12 protein-coding genes are annotated in these 20,419 nt (G+C 73.8%); 1 reads left to right on the top strand and 11 read right to left on the bottom strand.

The window, feature by feature from the left end:
• Positions 1-22: 22 nt before the first annotated feature.
• The 4 genes from OHA30_RS27300 to OHA30_RS27285 form a co-directional block, all read right to left on the bottom strand.
• The gene (locus tag OHA30_RS27300; protein WP_328916527.1) at positions 23-1,399 is read right to left on the bottom strand and encodes a M16 family metallopeptidase; all 1,377 of its coding nucleotides are present in this window, start codon (positions 1,397-1,399) and stop codon (positions 23-25) included.
• On the bottom strand, positions 1,396-3,618 hold the full coding sequence (locus OHA30_RS27295; protein ID WP_328916526.1) for a polyribonucleotide nucleotidyltransferase: 2,223 nt from the start codon (positions 3,616-3,618) through the stop codon (positions 1,396-1,398). Before OHA30_RS27295 ends, OHA30_RS27300 begins: the two co-directional genes overlap by 4 nt.
• 398 nt (positions 3,619-4,016) lie before the next feature.
• Complete coding sequence (gene rpsO, locus OHA30_RS27290) at positions 4,017-4,304, bottom strand: 30S ribosomal protein S15 (RefSeq protein ID WP_033173003.1); 288 nt, start codon at positions 4,302-4,304, stop codon at positions 4,017-4,019.
• A 174-nt stretch (positions 4,305-4,478) separates the two neighbouring features.
• Positions 4,479-5,117 carry a chloramphenicol phosphotransferase CPT family protein gene (locus tag OHA30_RS27285; RefSeq protein WP_328916525.1) on the bottom strand — a complete coding sequence of 213 codons (639 nt, stop codon included), beginning with the start codon at positions 5,115-5,117 and terminating at the stop codon, positions 4,479-4,481.
• A 512-nt stretch (positions 5,118-5,629) separates the two neighbouring features.
• Between OHA30_RS27285 and OHA30_RS27280 the strand changes: the two genes are divergently transcribed.
• Positions 5,630-9,181 carry a nucleotide-binding protein gene (locus tag OHA30_RS27280; protein WP_443045116.1) on the top strand — a complete coding sequence of 1,184 codons (3,552 nt, stop codon included), beginning with the start codon at positions 5,630-5,632 and terminating at the stop codon, positions 9,179-9,181.
• Positions 9,182-9,379: 198 nt separating this feature from the next.
• Here OHA30_RS27280 and OHA30_RS27275 read toward each other — a convergent pair whose 3' ends face one another.
• The 7 genes from OHA30_RS27275 to infB form a co-directional block, all read right to left on the bottom strand.
• Complete coding sequence (locus tag OHA30_RS27275; protein ID WP_328916524.1) at positions 9,380-9,955, bottom strand: DinB family protein; 576 nt, start codon at positions 9,953-9,955, stop codon at positions 9,380-9,382.
• Positions 9,956-10,001: 46 nt separating this feature from the next.
• Positions 10,002-11,054 carry a bifunctional riboflavin kinase/FAD synthetase gene (locus OHA30_RS27270; RefSeq protein WP_328916523.1) on the bottom strand — a complete coding sequence of 351 codons (1,053 nt, stop codon included), beginning with the start codon at positions 11,052-11,054 and terminating at the stop codon, positions 10,002-10,004.
• 219 nt (positions 11,055-11,273) lie between these two features.
• A complete protein-coding gene (locus OHA30_RS27265) occupies positions 11,274-15,023 on the bottom strand; it encodes a trypsin-like peptidase domain-containing protein (protein WP_328916522.1) in 3,750 nt (1,249 codons plus the stop codon).
• Between the two features lie 305 nt (positions 15,024-15,328).
• Positions 15,329-16,222, bottom strand: coding sequence for a tRNA pseudouridine(55) synthase TruB (gene truB / locus OHA30_RS27260; protein ID WP_328916521.1), 894 nt, complete (start codon positions 16,220-16,222; stop codon positions 15,329-15,331).
• The gene (gene rbfA / locus OHA30_RS27255) at positions 16,219-16,755 is read right to left on the bottom strand and encodes a 30S ribosome-binding factor RbfA (RefSeq protein WP_328916520.1); all 537 of its coding nucleotides are present in this window, start codon (positions 16,753-16,755) and stop codon (positions 16,219-16,221) included. The genes truB and rbfA overlap by 4 nt, the downstream gene beginning before the upstream one ends.
• A gap of 33 nt (positions 16,756-16,788) precedes the next feature.
• A complete protein-coding gene (locus OHA30_RS27250; RefSeq protein WP_328916519.1) occupies positions 16,789-17,079 on the bottom strand; it encodes a DUF503 domain-containing protein in 291 nt (96 codons plus the stop codon).
• A gap of 96 nt (positions 17,080-17,175) precedes the next feature.
• Positions 17,176-20,268, bottom strand: a complete 3,093-nt coding sequence (gene infB / locus OHA30_RS27245; protein WP_328916518.1) for a translation initiation factor IF-2 — start codon at positions 20,266-20,268, stop codon at positions 17,176-17,178.
• Positions 20,269-20,419 lie beyond the last annotated feature (151 nt).

Here is a 20,419-nt window from a genome sequence, read left to right as displayed (position 1 = left end):
GGTGCTGAAGGCGTTCATACGGTTATGCGATGGCTTCGTGCAGGCGGGCGGCCTGCTTGTCCTTGAGCGGGCCGATGACGGCCAGCGAGGGGCGCTGTCCCAGCACGTCGCGGGCCACCGCGCGTACCTCGTCCGGGGTGACCGCCGCGATCCTGGCCAGCAGGTCGTCCACGGACAGCTGCTCGCCCCAGCACAGCTCACTCTTGCCGATCCGGTTCATCAGCGCCCCGGTGTCCTCCAGGCCCAGCACGGTCGAGCCGGAGAGCTGGCCGACGGCGCGCCGCAACTCCTCGTCGCTCAGCCCGTGCTCGACGACCTGCTGGAGCTCGTCCCGGCAGATCTTGAGCACCTCGGGCACCCTGCGCGGCTGGCAGCCGGCGTACACGCCGAACATGCCGCAGTCCGCGTAGGACGAGGTGTAGGAGTACACCGAGTACGCCAGTCCGCGCTTCTCGCGGATCTCCTGGAAGAGCCGCGAGCTCATACCGCCGCCGAGCGCGGTGTTGAGCACGCTGAGCGCCCAGCGGCGTTCGTCGGTGCGGGAGAGCGCGGGCATGCCGAGGACGACATGGGCCTGCTCGGTGCGCCGGTCGAGCAGTTCGACCCGTCCGGCGGTGCGGATCGTCCGGGCGCCACCGCGCGGGGACTGCGGTACGGCCTCGGGGTCGCCGAGCGCGCCGGCCCGCTCGAAGGCGCGGCGGACCTGGCGGACGACCGCGGCGTGCTCGATGTTGCCCGCGGCCGCGACGACCAGCCGGGTGGGGTCGTAGTGCTTGCGGTAGAAGCGGGCGATCTGGTCGCGGGTGAGGGAGTTGATCGTCTCCACGGTGCCCAGGACCGGGCGGCCCAGCGGCGAGTCGCCGAGCAGCGCGGTGGTGAACAGGTCGTGGACCTGGTCGCCGGGATCGTCCTCGGTCATGGCGATCTCTTCGAGGACGACTCCGCGCTCGGCGTCGATGTCCTCCTGGCGGATCAGCGAGCCGGTGAGCATGTCGCTGACCACGTCGATGGCCAGCGGCAGGTCGGTGTCGAGGACCCGCGCGTAGTAGCAGGTGTACTCCTTGGCGGTGAACGCGTTCATCTCGCCGCCGACCGCGTCGATCGCGGCGGAGATGTCCAGGGCGCTGCGCCGCCGGGTGCCCTTGAAGAGCAGGTGTTCCAGATAGTGGGTGGCGCCGTTGAGCACCGGGGTCTCGTCACGGGAGCCGACACCGGCCCAGATGCCGAAGGTGGCCGAGCGCACGGTCGGCAGCGTCTCGGTGACGACGCGCAGGCCGCCGGGCAGCACGCTGCGGCGTACCGTACCGGTGCCGTCGGTGCCCGGCAGCAGGGTCCGCGTGCGGACGGCCCGCCCCTTGGTGGAGGGGCGGGCCGTCACTGCGGTGGAGCGGGTCGTCACTTGTCCGACTCGTCCTTCGCGTCGTCTGCGTCGGCGTCCTCGCCGTCGATGACCGGGATCAGCGAGAGCTTGCCGCGCTGGTCGATCTCGGCGATCTCGACCTGGACCTTGGCGCCGACGCCCAGGACGTCGTCGACGTTCTCCACGCGCTTGCCGCCGGCCAGCTTGCGGATCTGCGAGATGTGCAGCAGACCGTCCTTGCCGGGCATCAGCGAGACGAACGCGCCGAACGTGGTGGTCTTCACGACCGTACCCAGGTAACGCTCACCGACCTCGGGCATGGTCGGGTTGGCGATCTGGTTGATCACCGCGCGCGCCGCCTCGGCCTGGGAGCCCTCGGTGGCGCCGATGAGCACCGTGCCGTCGTCCTCGATGGAGATGTCGGCGCCGGTGTCCTCCTGGATCTGGTTGATCATCTTGCCCTTGGGGCCGATGACCTCGCCGATCTTGTCCACCGGGATCTTGATGCTGATGATCCGCGGGGCGTTCGGGGACATCTCGTCCGGGACGTCGATGGCCTCGTTCATCACGTCGAGGATGTGCAGCCGGGCGTCACGGGCCTGCTTCAGCGCGGCGGCCAGCACGGAGGCGGGGATGCCGTCGAGCTTGGTGTCGAGCTGGAGCGCGGTCACGAAGTTCTTCGTGCCGGCGACCTTGAAGTCCATGTCGCCGAACGCGTCCTCGGCGCCGAGGATGTCGGTGAGCGCCACGTAGTGCGTCTCGCCGTCGATCTCCTGCGAGATCAGGCCCATGGCGATACCGGCGACGGGGGCCTTGAGCGGCACACCGGCGTTCAGCAGCGACATGGTGGAGGCGCAGACCGAGCCCATCGACGTGGAGCCGTTGGAGCCGAGCGCCTCGGAGACCTGACGGATCGCGTAGGGGAACTCCTCGCGGGTCGGCAGGACCGGGATCAGGGCGCGCTCGGCGAGCGCGCCGTGGCCGATCTCACGGCGCTTGGGCGAGCCCACGCGGCCGGTCTCGCCGACGGAGTACGGCGGGAAGTTGTAGTTGTGCATGTAGCGCTTACGGGTCTCGGGCGCCAGCGTGTCGAGCTGCTGCTCCATCCGGAGCATGTTGAGGGTGGTGACGCCCAGGATCTGGGTCTCGCCACGCTCGAACAGCGCGGAGCCGTGCACCCGCGGGATCGCCTCGACCTCGGCGGCGAGCGTACGGATGTCCGTCACGCCGCGGCCGTCGATGCGGACCTTGTCCTTGATGACCCGCTGGCGGACCAGCTTCTTGGTCAGCGCCCGGTAGGCCGCGGAGATCTCCTTCTCGCGGCCCTCGAACTGCGGGAGCAGCTTCTCGGCGGCCAGGCCCTTGACCCGGTCCAGCTCGGCCTCGCGGGCCTGCTTGCCGGCGATGGTCAGCGCCTGCGCCAGCTCGTCGGTGACCGCGGCCTGCAGGGCCTCGAAGACGTCGTCCTGGTAGTCCAGGAAGATCGGGAACTCGCCGGTGGGCTTGGCGGCCTTGACCGCGAGCTCCGACTGCGCCTTGCAGAGGACCCGGATGAAGGGCTTGGAGGCTTCGAGGCCGGCGGCCACGATCTCCTCGGTGGGCGCCTCGGCGCCGCCCTCGACCAGCTTGATCGTCTTGTCGGTGGCCTCGGCCTCGACCATCATGATCGCGACGTCGCCGTCGTCCAGCACCCGGCCCGCGACGACCATGTCGAACACGGCCTCCTCGAGCTCGGTGTGGGTCGGGAACGCCACCCACTGGCCCCTGATCAGCGCGACGCGGACGCCGCCGATCGGGCCGGAGAAGGGCAGGCCGGCGAGCTGCGTGGAGCAGGAGGCGGCGTTGATGGCGACCACGTCGTAGAGGTGGTCGGGGTTGAGCGCCATGATCGTGCAGACGACCTGGATCTCGTTGCGCAGGCCCTTGACGAAGGACGGGCGCAGCGGGCGGTCGATCAGCCGGCAGGTGAGGATGGCGTCCTCGGAGGGGCGGCCCTCGCGGCGGAAGAAGGAACCGGGGATCCGGCCGGCCGCGTACATGCGCTCCTCGACGTCCACCGTGAGGGGGAAGAAGTCGAAGTGCTCCTTGGGCTGCTTCGAGGCGCTGGTGGCCGACAGCACCATGGTGTCGTCGTCCAGGTAGGCCACGGCGGAACCGGCGGCCTGACGGGCCAGCCGGCCCGTCTCGAAGCGGATGGTGCGGGTGCCGAAGGTGCCGTTGTCGATCACGGCTTCGGCGTAGTGGGTCTCGTTCTCCACTATGGGGATTCTCCTCGTCCTTGCCCGCCGGGCGTGTCCCGGGCGGGCCATCGGCGGAGGGGCGTCCTGCCGGTGCCGGTCTTCGATCGAAGCCTCCGGGGGTGTTGCCACCCGGGGGCCACTACCGAGGACCGGCGTATGCGGCGGATAGGAGGACGCTCCTCCTCATTCGTTGTCTACGGAACCATTGCACCAGACGGTGCCGTGGTCGCGCACGTCGTGTGCGGGCCCGGTCGTCCGGTGGGTGCGGCGGCCGTGTCGTACGGCTGCCGCGCTGTCGTGCGCGTCGTCGGTGTACGTCGCCCGCTGTCGCGGGGTGACGCGGTGCCGCCGTGCTCTGTCGCGTATACGGCAAAGGGAGCGGCCCCCGACGGGAACCGCTCCCCCTGCACGGTGTCCTAGCGGACGCCCGCCGCGCCGGCACGGATGCCGAGGCGCTCGCGGAGCTCACGGAAGCGCGTGATGTCCTTCTTGGCCAGGTACTGCAGCAGACGGCGGCGCTGGCCGACCAGGATCAGGAGCCCACGACGCGAGTGGTGGTCGTGCTTGTGGGTCTTGAGGTGCTCGGTCAGGTCCGAGATCCGGCGGGACAGCAGGGCGACCTGGACCTCGGGGGAGCCGGTGTCGCCTTCCTTGGTGCCGAACTCTGCGATGATCTGCTTCTTGGTCTCGACGTCGAGCGACATTCGGACTCCTCAGTGTCGGTGGCCTCCGAGCGCCCCCGGTCTTCTTCGCGGGGGTTCCTCAGGTAACTCGCGAGGCGCGGCCGCACGGTGTGAACACACATGTGACCGTCACCCAGAGTACCAGCCCGTGGCGACGTACTTACCCACGGGTCATCTGGGCGGTGCCGGGGCCGTTCACGGCTGCTCGGTCGCCGTCGCCTCTCGGGCTTCACGGGCTTGTCGGGCTTGTCGGGCTTCACAGGCTTCTCGGGCGCGGGCCGCCGCGCGCAGGCGGGCGAAGGCGGTCGGCGCCTCGCCGCGGGCGACGGCGGACTCGACGTGGGCCTTGATCAGTTCGGCGCACTCGCGCGGCGAGGAGGCGGCGGAGTCGCACTCGACGTCGTACACACCGTGCGCGTGCACCCGCTCGTACTGGTACGCCGCCAGGCCCGGCGGGCGGTCGCCGCGGGCGCGTTCCCGACGCTCCAGCTCGGCGAGCGGGCAGCGGACGCCGACCAGGAAGACGTCGACGTCCGCCAGGACGGTCAGGCAGTCGTCGAGCCGCCACGGTTCGCTCAGCACATGGTCGACGACGAGATCGTTCCCGGCGGCCGCCATGCCGGCGATCGCGCGGTGGTACCCCCTGCGGGTCCGGGTCAGTACGTCGTCGAGCGCGGCGGGGTCGATCTCCTTCTTGCCGCGCATCGCGTTGAACGCGTCGACGGCGAGATGGAAGTAGGGGTCGCCGTCGAGGATCGGCAGCAGTTCACGGGCGATGCTCGATTTGCCCGAACTGGAGGTCCCGTTGAGGAAGACGACCCGGCCCCGGCGCATACCGGAGACCGTATCGGCGGGTGCGCGACGGGCGTACGACGGGGTGTACCGCGGGCGTACGGCGGGAGTTGCGCCGGGCCACTCGCGCGGGTGCGGTGCGAGGGGTGCCCACCGGGGCGGGCGGACCTCACATCGAGTGCCGACCGGCGATTAGTCTTGCCCTGACGGGGAGGGGGATCGGCCATGGGGTGCTTGGGTACATGCGCCGCGGGACGGCGGGGTTCAGCAGACCAGGAGGCATTGTGAGCAGCGATCGGGACGAGAACCGCGTGGGCGGGGCCGCCCCTGTCGAGGACCAGTCGGAGTCGGACTACACCGGCGAGTTCAGTCTCGGGCCGCGGCTCCCCGCCTGGTACATGCCGGATGCCGGGGGCGTCGGGGCGGATGACGCCGACGAGACGACAGATGAGACGGCTGACGGGTCGGCTGACGGGCCGTCCGATGAGCCGGCGGTCGAGGCTCCCGCGCCTTCTTCGTTCTCCGCGGCGCTTTCGTCCTCCGATACGCCTGCTGTGAGCGGGAGTTCGGCGGAGACGGCGAAGGAGGCGGAGACGGCGAAGGAGGCGGAGACAGCGGCGGACGAGTCGGCGCCCGGTAGTACGGCCGGTGTCTCCCGGTCGGCCGCGTCCGTGCCGTCCATACCGCTGCCCGCAGAGGACGCGCCTGCCGAGGCCGACACCTCTGACTCACCCAAAAAGGAACCGGAGCCGTCGTGGTCCGCGGCGTCCGTGCCGGTGGTTCCCGCGCCCAAGGCCGAGGCGCCCGAGGCCACTTCGGCGGCTGCGCCGGAGCCACGGACCGAGGCGGAGAAGCCGTCGTGGTCGGCCGGGTCCGTACCGGTGATCGCGGCGCCGGAGCCGAAGGCCGCCGAAGCGGCAGAGGTGGCGGAGACGGCGGACCGGTCCGAGGCCGCCGAACCGTCCGGTGGCGAGCGGGAGTCGGCGACCGGGAAGGGGTTCCCGTCCTTCGGGTCGCCCTCCGCGTCGTCGCCCGTGTCGTCGGTGTCGCCCGCGCCCTCCGTGCCGACCGCGCCGCCCGCGCCGCCGTCCGGTGGGGCGGCGGACCTGCCTCGGCACGACGAGACGATGCGGTTCTCGGCGGCCGCGCTGCGACGTGAGATCGAGGAGCGTACGGGGGAGAAGTTGGACGACCTGAGGCCGTTCGAGGCCGGACGGGACGAGCCGAAGCCGAGCGCGGAGGCGAAGGAGCCGGAGGCCGCCAGGGAAGCGGAGGCCAAGGAACCGGAGGACGCGAAGCCGGTGAAGCGGGCGCCGGTGTGGACGCCGTTGCCGCCACCGCCCGCCGACGCGCAGCCGTGGGAGCCCGGTCCGCCGCAAGGCCCGGTCCCGCCGCTGCCGCCGCAGTTCGCGCGCGCGGACGCCCCGGCCTCACCGCCGGTCGGCCATCCCTATCCCCCGCCGCAGGTCCCCCTCCACCCGGGCGGCCTCAACCCGCCGGCCCCGCAAGGCGCTTACCCGCCGGCCGCCGCGCCCACCGCTCCCCCGCACCCGGGCGGTCCCCACCCGCCGGCGCCGCCCACGAGTGACGCGACCCCAGCGCCCACAGCCGAGCCGCAGGTTCCCGTCCACCCCGGCGGACCGAACCCGCCCGCACCGCCCACCGGTTACGCATACCCCGCGCTCACCACCGAGCCCCCGGCAGCCGCGCCCCCGCCCGCGCAGGGCGGCCTCTCCTCCTTCCCGCCGCCCACGGGCGAGCCGCAGGTTCCCGTCCACCCCGGCGGACCGAACCCGCCCGCACCACCCACGGCCTACGCGTACCCCCCGCCCACCACCGAGCCCCCGGCGCCCGCACCCGTGCCTGCGCAGCGCGGGCTCGACTTCCCTCCGCCGACGGGCCGGCCGGTGGACCCGAGCGGCTACGGCTTCCCGCCCGCCGCCCAGCAGCCTCCGGCTCCGGCTCCGGCCCCGGCTGTTCCGGCTCAGGAAGCGGCTCGGCCCACCGAATACGCCGCCCCCCAGACCCCGCAACCGGTGCCGCCCGCCGCGCCGAGCCCGTACGGATACCCGCAGGCACCGGTATCGGCCCCCGCATCGGGCATCCCCGCCCAGTCCGCCGCGCCCGAAGCCCCGCAGCAGGCCCCTGCCGCCGGAGCTCCCCAGCCGGGCAACCACCTGCCCACCCCCACCGGCTACGCGCAGCCCACGCCCGAAGCCCCGCAGGCACCGCAGCCGCCCAGGCCGAACCCATACGGCCCGCCGCAGGGCCAACTCCCCACGCCGGAAACCCCGCAGAGCGGCTACGGCTACCCCCAGCCGGGCGACCGGCTGCCCGCGCCGACCGGCTACCCGCAGCAGGCGCCCGGCCCCGTACCGACCGGCCTCCCGCACGAGGCCGTCGCACCTCAGGCCGTTATGCCTCAGGCCGCGCCCCAGCCGGTCCAGCAGCCCGTGCCCCCGCCCGTCCAGCAACCGCCGGCCCAGCCGCAGGGGCCGAGCGGTTACGGCTTCCCGCAGGTCGCCCCACCGCAGCCCGAGGCCGGGCCGTTGCCGCCGGCCCAGGCGCAGGGCGGTGGCTACGGTTTCCCGCCGCCGGCCCAGGCGGCGCCTCCGGCGCACCCCGTCCAGCCCCTCCCGCCGGAGGCCGCCGCCCCCGCCGCCCCCGTCGACCCACGGACCGGCGGGTGGCCGACCGTGACGCCGGATCAGCGGCAGCGGACCACGCAGGGCGGCGCGCCGCTCGGCTACACCGCGGCCGTGGAGCTGTCCTCGGACCGTCTGCTGCGCAACCAGCCGAAGCCGCGCAAGCCCGGCGCCAACGCGCAGCCCTCCCGTTTCAAGATCGGCGGGAAGAAGGAGGAGGCGGAGCGGCAGCGCAAGCTGGAGCTGATCCGCACCCCTGTGCTGTCCTGCTACCGGATCGCGGTGATCAGCCTCAAGGGCGGCGTGGGCAAGACCACGACCACGGCCGCGCTGGGTGCCACGCTGGCCACCGAGCGGCAGGACAAGATCCTCGCCATCGACGCGAACCCGGACGCCGGCACCCTGGGCCGCCGGGTGCGCCGGGAGACGGGCGCGACGATCCGCGACCTCGTCCAGGCGATCCCGTATCTCAACAGCTACATGGACATCCGCCGGTTCACCTCGCAGGCGCCCTCCGGTCTGGAGATCGTCGCGAACGACGTGGACCCCGCGGTGTCGACCGCCTTCAACGACGAGGACTACCGGCGGGCGATCGACGTACTCGGCCGCCAGTACCCGGTGATCCTCACCGACTCGGGCACCGGTCTGCTCTACAGCGCGATGCGCGGTGTCCTGGACCTGGCCGACCAGCTGATCATCGTATCGACGCCTTCGGTGGACGGTGCCTCCAGCGCGAGTACGACCCTGGACTGGCTGTCGGCGCACGGGTACGCCGAACTCGTCCAGCGCAGCATCACCGTCATCTCCGGGGTCCGGGAGACCGGCAAGATGATCAAGGTCGAGGACATCGTCGCGCACTTCAGGACCCGGTGCCGCGGGGTGCAGGTCGTGCCCTTCGACGAGCACCTGGCGGCGGGCGCGGAGGTCGACCTCGACATGATGCGGCCGAAGACACGGGAGGCGTACTTCAACCTGTCCGCGATGGTCGCCGAGGACTTCGTACGGGCGCAGCAGGCGCAGGGGCTGTGGACGCAGAACGGCCCCAACCCGCCGCCCGTACAGGCGCCGCCGATGCCGGGGCACTACGAGGCGCCGGGAACGTACGGGGGCGCGCCGGCCGGTTACCCCCCGCCGCCGCAGCAGGGCGGCTACCCGGCCCCGGGCCAGCCCTACGGTCAGCCGGGCCCCTACGGGCAGCCGGGGCAGCCCGGGCCGTACGGTCAGCCCGGCCAGGTCCCGCCCGGCCAGTACGGGGTGCCGCCGCAGGGCGCACCGCAGGCGTACCCGCAGCCCCCGCAGGCCGACGCCGCGCCGCAGTTCCAGCCGCAGTCCTCGCAGCCCCAGGCTCCGCAGGCGCAGCAGGGCTGGCCGCAACAGCAGCAGCCGGAGCCGCCGCAGCAGTTCCCGCCGCCGCAGGAGCAGCAGGGGTACGGCTACCCGCCGCCTCCGCAGCAGCAGTAGCGGGCGAGCCACCGAAGGGCCGCCGCCGTGGACCGGTCACCGTCCGCGGCGACGGCCCTTCCGGCTGTCCGCCCGGCGGCGGTCCGGGCACGGCGGCTCGGACCATGTGGTCCGGCGCCGCACGGGAACCACCCGACGGCGGCCCGGTCGATAGGCCCCGGGCCCCCGCCGACGCCCCCGCACGGACCTCGCCCGGCCTCAGACCCCCGTCATCCCGTCGATCCGCTCCCGCAGCAGGTCCGCGTGGCCGTTGTGCCGCGCGTACTCGGCTATCAGGTGGACCAGCAGGAACCGCAGCGACGTCTCCTTGCCGGTGGACAGCGAGCGGAAGGTCGTGTCCAGCGAGGGCGCCTCGGCGATGATGATCCTGGCCCGGTCGCGCTCGGCCCGCCACACCGCGAAGGCCGCCTCCACCGGGCCGTCGAGGCGGTCGAAGTCCTGGTCGGGGTCGTCGTCGGAGTAGTGCAGCATCGGCAGGTCCTCGGCGGCGAACTGCATCCGCACCCACCAGCGCTCGACCCCGGCGAGATGCCGTACCAGGCCGTGCAGACTCAGCCCGGACGGCGGGATCGCCCGGTCCGAGAGCCGTTCGGCGGCCACCCCGCGGCACTTCAGCTCGAAGGTCGCCCGGTGCCAGTCGAGGAAGGCGGTGAGTATCTCCCGCTCGCCGCCGGTCGTGGGCAGCGCGGGCCGCGAATCGTCCTCCTCCCACCTGGGCGAGAGCTGAACGGTCCGCGCGGTCGCTGCGATTCCCTGCTGTGCCTGCTCGATCATGCCGAACAGTCTCGCAGGGACCACTGACAATTCCCCTGACCTGCGGTTACTCCTGCCCGGAGGACTCGGCGGCGGCGGGCTCCACCGAGCCGGCACCACTGCCGACACCCGCGCCCGCCCCCGAGTCAGCGCCCGCGCCCGTATCCGCATCCGCATCCGCCGGTCGGACGATTTCACGCGCCCGCTTCACGTCGTCCGCCATGCGTTCCAGCAGCGCGTCGATCGTGTCGAACTTCTCCATCCCGCGCAGATAGGTGACGAAGTCGACCGCGACGTGCAGGCCGTACAGATCGAGGCCGATCCGGTCGATCGCGTACGCCTCGACCGTGCGGGCGGTGCCGTCGAACGTCGGGTTGGTGCCGACCGAGATCGCCGCGGGCATCGCCTCGCCGTCCACGTGCAGCCAGCCCGCGTAGACACCGTCGGCGGGGATCGCGGTGTGCGGCAGCGTCTCCACATTGGCCGTGGGGTAGCCTAGTTCGCGCCCGCGCTGGGCGCCCCGGACCACGACGCCCTCGACCCGGTGCGGGCGGCCCAGCACCTCCGCCGCGCCCTCCACATCGCCCTCGGCGACCAGTCGCCGGGTCAGGGTGGAGGAGAAGGGCTCGCCGCCGCCCGCCTCGCCGCGCACGAACAAGTCGACGACCTCCAGCTCGTAGTCGTACTTGAGGCCGAGCGCGGACAGCACGTCCACGTCGCCCGCGGCCCGGTGGCCGAAGCGGAAGTTGGGACCCTCGACCACGTACTTGGCGTGCAGACCGTCCACCAGCACCGTCCGTACGAACTCGCTCGCCGGGAGCTTGGAGAACTCGCTGGTGAACGGCAGGATGAGCAGCGCGTCCACACCCAGGCCCGCGACGAGTTCGGCGCGGCGGTGGTGCGCCGACAGCAGCGGAGGATGGGTGCCGGGCCGTACGACCTCGCTCGGGTGCGGGTCGAAGGTCACCACGACCGAGGGCAGTCCCTGTTCCCTGGCGCGCCGCACCGCCCGGCCGATGATCAGCTGGTGACCGCGGTGCACACCGTCGTACGACCCGATGGTGACGACGCTGCGACCCCAGTCACCGGGAACGTCCTCCAAGCCCCGCCAGCGCTGCACCTTGACGCTCCGCTTCTTCGCCGAAATCTCTGACTGTCGTCCTGCAGGGCCAAGCCTGCCATGCCGCCGCCCGGCGGTGACCATCGGCACGGTCCGAGGGCGCGGTGGCGGGCCTTCCCACCTGCGGCGCGCCCCCCGGTGTGATGTCGGCCGCGCGACCCCCGGGCCACGGCCCCGGTGCGGGACCGCGGACCCGCACCGGGTCGGCCGGGCCCCACCTCAGGCCACCGTGTCGAGGCTGCGCCGCGCGCTCGGCCCGATCAGCGCGTCCCAGGTGGAGCCCTCGGCCAGCCACGCGCGCAGCAGCCGGATGAAGTCAGGGCGGCTGCCCGCGAGTTCGACGATCCGCAGGTCGAAGCGGGCGGCGCCCTGCGGAGTGCGGCCCAGCAGCAGGCCGAGCCGGTGGACGAGGTCGCGGGTGAGCAGGGGATGGCGGGTGCGGCAGCCGTCGGCGGCCGCAGTGAGCAGGTCGACCAGCACCTCGGGGTCGCGTTCCGCCTCCAGCACCGTGTCCAGCAGCTCCTGCCGCAGCGGCCGCGACACTCGTGTGCCGGGCGCGGCGAACACCGGGGCGAGCACCCGCCGCACCTCGGGCGGGTGCTCGCGGACCAGGGCGGCGGCGAACGGCAGCAGCAGCGCCCGCGCCGCCGGGCCCTGCTCCAGCCGCAGATCCAGATAGCGGGCCACGTGCCGCGCGGCCCCGGGCCGGTGCCGCAGATAGTCCTGGACCAGGTCGGTGACCCGGCGGGCCGGGCCGTGGCCGGTGACGGCGGCCAGCTCCCGCATGATCTCGGCGGTCTCCGCGCCGCCGTCCGCGCTCTCGCGCACGGCCCGCAGCCTGGCCTGGAAGGCGGCGAGCACCGGCTCGGGGTGCGTGACGAGCGCCGAGGCGACCGCGCTCGGCGGCAGTTGGCGGTCGCCGGACGCGAAGTGCCGCAGGGCGGTCGGCAGATGACGGTCCCGGGTCGCCGGGTCGCGGACCAGGAGGCCGAGCGCGGCGCCGTGCAGCGCGCGGTCCTCCGGCCGGGCGAGCAGCGCGAGGGCGGCGTAGCGCAGCAGTTCGCGGTCGGCCGCGGACCGTACGAAGGGAGCCGTGCGCCGGCCGTACGCCGCCGCCGCGACATGGCGCTCCGGGCGCGGGTCGTGCGCCCAGCGGTCGACGGCCCGGCAGACGGCCGACGGCTCGTCCTCGGCGAGGGCCGCGAGCAGTTCGTCGGCCGCAGGGTGCCCCGCGGTCACCAGCGCCTCGGTGAGGTCGTCCACGGCGAGCCCTCGGTGGGTGTGCAGCAGCGCCTGCGCGGCCGAGGCGACGGTGAGCCGGGGCGCGTCCGGGCCGGGCAGCCGCGCCCGCAGCGGCCGGTCGTCGCCGAACCATCCGCACACGACGGGCAGCGCCGCCGCCGGCTGCTCGCGCAGCAGCTCCGCGGCCACGGCCAGGAACCGTTCGCCCGGTCCCGGCGGGCCGTCCGCGGGCAGCAGCATCCGCAGCAGTTCGAGCCTCTCCCCCACGGGCAGCGGCACCTGCCGCCAGAACCACGGCCCGAACTCCCCGAGCCCTTCCAGTCGTTCGGCCGCGAACCCGCCCGCCGCGACGGCCCGTACGACGATCCGTCCGGCCAGCGCACGCAGAACTTCGCGGTACGGCCCTGCGTCCGGTACACGCAGCAGCGCCTCCCGTACGAGGTGGGCGGCCCACCAGCCGGCCTCCCGCCGCCTGGCCGCGAACCCCGGCGGCTCGACCCGGACCAGGCCGTGCGGCGGCTGCGGCCGCACCCGTCGGGCCGGGACGGTGTCGGCGCCCTCCGCGCCCGATGGCTGCGTGGATTCCAGGGCCGGGCGCGGCACCCAGCGGGTCGGGGCCGGGGCCGCCCGGTCCAGGGCGCCGACCAGGGCGTGCAGATGCGTGGCCAGGACGGGCGGCGGCGCCAGCAGCAGCGCCTGGAGCACGGGCCCCGCCCGGTGACGGGGTACGGGCAGCGAGCGCGGGGACGCCGGGGGCGCGACCGGTGGGGCGGGAGGCACCGGCGGAGGCCGGCCGGCCCAGGCGACGGCGCGGGCTCCGGGACGGGACGGCAATCGGACCGGGGCCTCCGGGCAGGGCGCCGGGGGCGCGAACCAGCGGTGGACCAGCGCGCCGAGCGCCGTCTCCAGGTCGAGGTGGAGCGCCTGGAGCCAGTCCCCCTGCTCCTCGTGCGCGAAGCGGTACCCCGCGCCGGCCGGGACCAGCAGTCCTTCGGTGAGCACCGCCGACGCCCACCCCGTACGCCACGGGAACAGCTCCTCGAACGTCTCCCGGTCCAGCTCCCCCTGCCCGGGTCCCAGGCAGCGCCGGGCCGCTTCGTGCGCCTGCCCGGCCACCCGCGCCGCCAGCCGCCGCACGGCGGCGCCGCGCAGAGGCGGCTCGGACCCGGCGGCCAGCCGGACCGCGATCCGCAGGCACATCAGGTCGAGGTGGGCCGAGAAGAGCGCCGCCCTCGTCGGCGGGGCGCCGGGCCCGTCCTCGCCGTCGGGCGGCACACCGGGTTCGTCCCCGGGCTGCGCGGCCCGCACCTCGGAGAGCAGCCGCAGGGCCAGCGGGTGCGCGGCGTCCGCCTCCGCCAAGGCACCCTCGGGCAGCCCGTAGCGGGCCCGCGCCCGCTCGGCCTGCCCCGCGCCCAGGTCCCCGAGCCGTACGCACGGCGGCAGCGGCCGTACCGGGGCCCCGGGCGGTGGCCCGGCCGCGGGGGCGCCGTGCAGCAGTTCTCGCGGCAGCAGCGCCCCGGCCTGCTCCCAGAACTCCGGGCGGCACGCCACGATCAACCGGGCCCGGTCCGCGCGCAGCCAGCGCGCGGTGCCCGCCGACCAGTCGGCCAGCGCGTGGGCGAGGACCGGGGGCATCTCCTCCGGCGCGTCGAGAAGCACGAGCAGCGGGCGGCCCGCCGCCCTGGCGAGCGCGGCGACGGCGTCGGTGGGGTCGGCCGGCCCTGAGCCCAGCGGGTCGGCCGCCGCGCCCCCGTACCCCGGGGCGGCGCCGACGACGCGCGCCGCGCTCCGCAGCGCGCGCTCCACCGCGTCGCGCACACCGCCGTCGCCCGGGCGGAGTTCGGCGCCGCGCAGCCAGACCGTGGGCGCGGGGTGGGGGCCGCGGGCCCGCTCGGCGGCGAGCTGCGCGAGTACGGTGCTGCGCCCGGTGCCCGGTTCTCCGACCAGGCCGAGCGCGAGCGGCGCGGACTCGCCGCGCATCGCCAGGAACTCCCCCAGCGCGGCGGCGACCTCGGGCCGGTCGACGGGCTCGCGCCAGGCACCGGGCCGGGCGGCGGCGACCGACGCGCCGGTCAGCTGGAGCGCGCCCGCGAGGTTCAGATGCGGGCCGTACGCGGGTACGGTCGCCGCGTTGCGGGAAAGCAGCTCGGCCAGCGGCGCGGGCGCGCACCGCGCGCGCAGCGGCACGGCGAACCCGCCGGCGCGGTGGCCGGTCTGGACCGCTGTCACCACCACGGCGAGCACGGCGCCGGTAGCGGCGTCGATCAGCGGCGCGCCGGACGCCTGCGGCGCCACCCGGTTCAGGTCGGCGCCGTCGAGGGCGAGCTCGTACACGTCGTCGAGCAGATGGAAGCGGTCGGTCGCGGTGTACGTGGCCGCGGTCGTGCCGACGACGACGCCCTCGGTGCGGTGCGGCAGCCGCAGCCGGGTCCGCCGCTCGGGGTGGGCGGGGCCGCCGGGTGCGATGGGCAGCGGCGGCAGGGCGAGCCCTTCGGTGGCGACCAGGGCGAGCCCGGTCTCGGGCAGGGCGGTGATCGCCCCCGTCTCGACCAGGCACACCTGCCCGCCGGGGGCGTGCAGCACCAGCCGGGCCAGCCCGTCGACCGCTTCGTGGCTGGTGATCATCGTGCCGTCGGCGTGCGCGAGGAATCCCGTGCCGCGTGGCCGTCCGGCCAGGTCGCAGACGCGGATCAGTACGTCGTCCCGTTCGCCGCCGCGTGTCGCCACCGCGGCACCTCCCCCGCCACCATCGCCCCGTTTCGTCCCGCTTCGACGGTAGGTGCCCGATGATCCCCCGCCTAGCTCACAAGACGAACGCGCCCCCTTGCGCCCCCCGAGTTCACTCCGAGCGCCCGGCCATCGGGGTGATTTTCGGGTTCGAGGTGGATAGGACTGCTCGGGGGGTCGGGAGGGGATCGTGGAGCGGAGCCGCCCAGGGGACGGCGACCCCGCTCCACGATGAGTCCCGATCCGGCCCGCACCCCGCCTCCGCGCGAGCAGTGCCGCGCCCGGTCCCGGGGCCCGGCCAGGGGTTACTGGGCGAAGCCCGCGACGATCTTGGACTGGCCGTTCTTCTCCTCGACCAGCGCGAGGAACCGCCCGTCCGGGCCGAAGGCCGCGTTCGGCCCCGCCGCCAGCGCGGGCGCCTTGATCCGTACGCCGTTGCCCAGCAGCCGCGCCTGATCGGCGTCCACGTCCCAGCGGGGGAAGGCCGCGTCCGCCGCCTGCTCGATCGGCAGCACGGCGAAGGACTCCTCCAGCTGCTCCAGGGTGCGCGCCCCGTCGAGCCCGTACGGGCCCACCCGGGTACGGCGCAGCGCGGTCAGATGGCCGCCGACACCGAGTCCGGCGCCCAGGTCGCGGGCCAGCGCCCGGATGTACGTGCCGGAGGAGCAGACCACCGTGACATCGAGGTCGACGGCCTCCGGCGCGTCCGGCGGGGTCCGCATGTCCTGGAGGGTGAAGGAGGAGACCGTCACCGGCCGCGCCGGAAGCTCGAAGTCCTCGCCCTCACGTACCCGGGTGTACGACCGCACCCCGTTGACCTTGATCGCGCTGACCTTGGACGGGACCTGCTCGATCGGCCCGGTGAGCACGGCGATCCCGGCGTCCACGGCCGCCCGGGTGACTGCGGTGGCGGAGGCCGTGGAGGTGACCTCGCCCTCCGCGTCGTCGGTGACCGTGCTCTGGCCGAGCCGGATCGTGGCGACGTACTCCTTCTCGGTCAGCGCGAGATGCCCGAGCAGCCGGGTGGCCTTCTCGACGCCGATGATCAGCACTCCGGTCGCCATCGGGTCCAGGGTGCCCGCGTGTCCGACCCGCCGGGTCCCGGCCAGCCGCCGCATACGGGACACCACGCCGTGCGAGGTGAGCCCTCCGGGCTTGTCGACGATCACCAGCCCGGAAGGGCCCTCTTTGCGTGTCATGCGGACGCGGAACCGTCCTCGTCGTCGGAAGAGGGAACATCTGAACCGGCGCCAGAACCAGAACCGGAACCAGACCCGGCACCGGAACCCGTGTCGTCCTCGTCCTCGTCGTCCTCGGCCGGCTTGCGGTACGGATCGGCGTCACCCGCGTACTGCTTGTCCGTGGCGGTCTTGCGGACCTCCTCGTCGGCCGCGCGGGCCTTGGCGAGCAGGTCGTCGATGGTCTTCGCGTTGTCCGGGAGGGCGTCCGCGACGAAGGCCAGCGACGGGGTGAAGCGCACCCCGGTCTGCCGGCCCACCTCGGAACGCAGCACCCCCTTGGCGCTCTCCAGCGCCGCGGCGGAGGCGGCCCGCTCCTCGTCGTCGCCGTAGACCGTGTAGAAGACCGTCGCCTCCCGCAGGTCACCGGTGACCCGGGTGTCGGTGATCGTCACATAGCCCAGCCGCGGGTCCTTGATCCTCCGCTGCAGGGTCTCCGCGACCACGACCCGGATGCGGTCCGCCAGCTTGCGCGCCCGCGCGGTGTCGGTCATCGTCTTCTTCTCTCTGTCTTCGGTTCGTTCGGCTCAGTCGTCGCCGTGGATGCGCTGCCGTGCCGACAGCAGCTCCACCTCGGGCCGCTCGACCATCCAGCGTTCGCACCGGTCGAGTACGTCCTTGAGGTGCCCCAGGTCCCCGGACACCATCGCGACCCCTATTTCGGCCCTGCGGTGGAGATCCTGGTTGCCGGTCTCCGCCACGCTCACCCCGTACTTGCGGTGCAGCTCGGCGATGATCGGACGGACGACGGACCTCTTCTCCTTCAGCGACCGTACGTCACCGAGCAGCAGGTCAAAGCACAGCGTGCCTACATACATGGCAGTGAACGGTACACGCGACGGCCGGGGCCGATCGACGGAATTTCTCCCGCCGACCGGCCCCGGACCGATGTCACGCCTGACCGAGGCGCCGGATCAGCCGCGCGGCTTCTCCCGCATCTCGTACGTCGCGATGACGTCGTCGATCTTGATGTCGTTGTAGTTGCCGAGGTTGATACCGCCCTCGTAACCCTCACGAATCTCGGTGACGTCGTCCTTGAAGCGGCGCAGGCCCTCGATGTTGAGGCTCTCCGCGATGACCTTGCCGTCGCGGAGCAGGCGGGCCTTGGTGTTGCGCCTGACCTCGCCGGAGCGGACCAGCACACCGGCGATGTTGCCGAGCTTGGAGGAGCGGAACACCTCGCGGATCTCGGCGGTGCCGAGCTCCACCTCCTCGTACTCGGGCTTGAGCATGCCCTTGAGCGCCGCTTCGATCTCCTCGATGGCCTGGTAGATCACCGAGTAGTAGCGGACGTCCACGCCCTCGCGCTCGGCCATCTGCGCGGCACGGCCGGCCGCGCGGACGTTGAAGCCGATCACGATCGCGTCGGAGCCGGTCGCCAGGTCGATGTCCGACTCGGTGACCGCGCCCACGCCGCGGTGCAGGACGCGGATGTCGACCTCGTCGCCGACGTCGAGCTGGAGCAGCGAGGACTCGAGGGCCTCCACCGAACCGGACGCGTCGCCCTTGATGATGAGGTTGAGTTCCTGCACCAGACCGGCCTTGAGGGCCTCGTCCAGGTTCTCCAGAGAGAACCGCACACCCTTGCGGGCGAAGCGGACGTTGCGCTCACGGGCGGCACGCTTCTCGGCGATCTGCCGGGCGGTGCGGTCCTCGTCGACGACCAGGAAGTTGTCGCCGGCGCCCGGGACGTTGGTGAGACCGAGCACGAGGACCGGGGTCGACGGACCCGCCTCGTCCAGGTTCTCGCCCTTGTCGTCGAGCATGGCCCGCACTCGGCCGTAGGCGTCGCCGACCACCATGGTGTCGCCGACCCGCAGGGTGCCGCGCTGGACCAGGACGGTCGCCACGGCGCCGCGGCCGCGGTCGAGGTGGGCCTCGATCGCGATGCCCTGCGCGTCCTGCTCCGGGTTGGCCCGCAGGTCGAGCGAGGCGTCCGCGGTGAGGATCACGGCCTCCAGCAGGCTGTCGATGTTCAGCCCCTGCTTGGCGGAGATGTCGACGAACATGGTGTCGCCGCCGTACTCCTCGGCCACCAGACCGAACTCGGTGAGCTGACCGCGCACCTTGGTCGGGTCGGCGCCCTCGACGTCGATCTTGTTGACCGCGACCACGATCGGCACCTCGGCCGCCTTGGCGTGGTTCAGCGCCTCGATCGTCTGCGGCATCACACCGTCATTGGCCGCGACCACGAGGATCGCGATGTCGGTGGACTTCGCACCGCGGGCACGCATGGCGGTGAACGCCTCGTGGCCCGGGGTGTCGATGAAGGTGATCGCGCGCTCTTCGCCGTTGACCTCGGTGGCGACCTGGTAGGCACCGATGTGCTGGGTGATGCCACCGGCCTCGCCCGCGACCACGTTCGTCTTGCGGATCGCGTCGAGCAGTCGGGTCTTGCCGTGGTCGACGTGACCCATGACGGTCACGACCGGCGGGCGGGAGACGAGCATCTCCTCGCCGCCCTCGTCCTCACCGAACTCGATGGAGAACGACTCGAGCAGCTCGCGGTCCTCCTCCTCCGGGCTGACGATCTCCAGCACGTAGTTCATCTCGCCGGCCAGCAGCTCCAGGGTGGAGTCCGAGACCGACTGCGTGGCCGTGACCATCTCACCGAGGTTGAGCATCACCTGGACGAGCGACGCCGGGTTGGCGTTGATCTTCTCGGCGAAGTCGGTGAGCGAGGCACCGCGCGACAGGCGCACGGTCTGGCCGTTGCCGCGGGGCAGCAGCACGCCGCCCACGGACGGGGCCTGCATGGCCTCGTACTCCTGACGCCTCTGACGCTTGCTCTTGCGCCCGCGCGCCGGACGGCCGCCGGGGCCGCGACCGAACGCGCCCTGCGTGCCACCACGGCCGCCCGGGCCGCCGGGACGTCCGCCGAAGCCGCCGGGACGGGGACCGAAGCCGCCGCCACCGCCGGGAGCGCCGCCACCGGGACGGGGACCGCCGAAGCCGCCACCGCCGCCGCCGGGACGACCGCCGCCGCCGGGACCGGCCGGACGGCCGGCGAAGCCGCCGCCACCGCCGCCACCGGGACGACCGCCGGGGGCGCCGCCCGTGCGTCCGCCGGGACCGGGACGCCCGGGACCGCCGGGACGGCTGCCGGGACCGGTGGAGGCGGGACGCTGCGGCATCATGCCGGGGTTCGGGCGGGGGCCCGAGGACTGCGGACGGGGCATGCCGCCCGGGGACGGACGGGATCCGCCCGGACCGCCCTGGCCGCCGGCCGCGCCGCCGGGACGCGGGGCACCACCGGGACGCGGAGCGCCGCCGCCGGGACCCGCGGGACGCGGGGCACCGCCCTGGCCGCCGCCGGGACGCGCCGCGCCACCGGGGCGCGGCATGCCGGTGGAGCCGGACGTGAAGGGGTTGTTGCCGGGACGCGGGCCGGAGGGACGCGCGCCGCCGGGACGGGGACCGCCCTGGCCGGGAGCGGGACGGCTGCCCGGACGGGCACCACCGTCACGCTGCTGGCCGCCGGCGCCCTGACCGCCCGCGGCGGGGCGGGGCGGACGCGGGCCGGGAGCGGCGTTGGGACGCTGCGCGGCCGGGGTGGTCGGGGCCGCGGGCGCCGACGGGGGCGCCTGGAACTCCGCGGCGGGCACGGGTGCCGCGGGCGCGGGCTTGGGCGCAGCGGGAGCCGGCTTCGGGCCGGGGCGCGGGCCGGGCGCGGGCGCCGAGCCGGTGCTCGGCGCTGCCGGGGCCGCGGGGGCGGCAGGACCGCCGGCGGCCGGCTTCGGCGCCGGGGCAGCGGGACGGGCCGGCGCACCCGGGGTGGGGGCCGGCTTCACGGGCGCCGCCTTGCGCGGCGCGGAGGGCTTCGCAGCGGACTTGCCGGCGTTGCCGCCGGGCCCCTGGAAAGCGTCAGTCAATTTACGGACAACCGGCGCCTCGATCGTCGAGGACGCCGAACGGACGAATTCGCCGAGTTCTTGGAGCTTGGCCATGACGACCTTGCTCTCGACTCCCATCTCCTTGGCGAGTTCGTATACCCGGACCTTAGCCACTTCGCTCCTTTTAGGTCCGGGGTGATCGTCCGCCGGACCGTCGCTACTTCATGGGCGTACTCATCGCGTACTCATCGAGTGCTCATCGCAATCTCGACCTACTTCCATCTCGCGAGGTACCTGACCGCACGGGAACCCGTGCCGTTCTCTC

This window comes from Streptomyces sp. NBC_00223 (assembly GCF_036199905.1).
In the GTDB taxonomy this organism is placed as follows: domain Bacteria; phylum Actinomycetota; class Actinomycetes; order Streptomycetales; family Streptomycetaceae; genus Actinacidiphila.
Note: the sequence above shows the minus strand (reverse complement) of the source record. Positions and strands in the feature narration are given on the sequence as shown.

What these genes read in the sequence shown, in the direction of transcription:
- rpsO (WP_033173003.1), bottom strand. Translation starts at nt 4,304, where the DNA reads ATGTCGCTCGACGTCGAGACCAAGAAGCAGATCATCGCAGAGTTCGGC.
- OHA30_RS27285 (WP_328916525.1), bottom strand. Translation starts at nt 5,117, where the DNA reads ATGCGCCGGGGCCGGGTCGTCTTCCTCAACGGGACCTCCAGTTCGGGC.
- OHA30_RS27275 (WP_328916524.1), bottom strand. Translation starts at nt 9,955, where the DNA reads ATGATCGAGCAGGCACAGCAGGGAATCGCAGCGACCGCGCGGACCGTT.
- truB (WP_328916521.1), bottom strand. Translation starts at nt 16,222, where the DNA reads ATGACACGCAAAGAGGGCCCTTCCGGGCTGGTGATCGTCGACAAGCCC.
- rbfA (WP_328916520.1), bottom strand. Translation starts at nt 16,755, where the DNA reads ATGACCGACACCGCGCGGGCGCGCAAGCTGGCGGACCGCATCCGGGTC.
- OHA30_RS27250 (WP_328916519.1), bottom strand. Translation starts at nt 17,079, where the DNA reads ATGTATGTAGGCACGCTGTGCTTTGACCTGCTGCTCGGTGACGTACGG.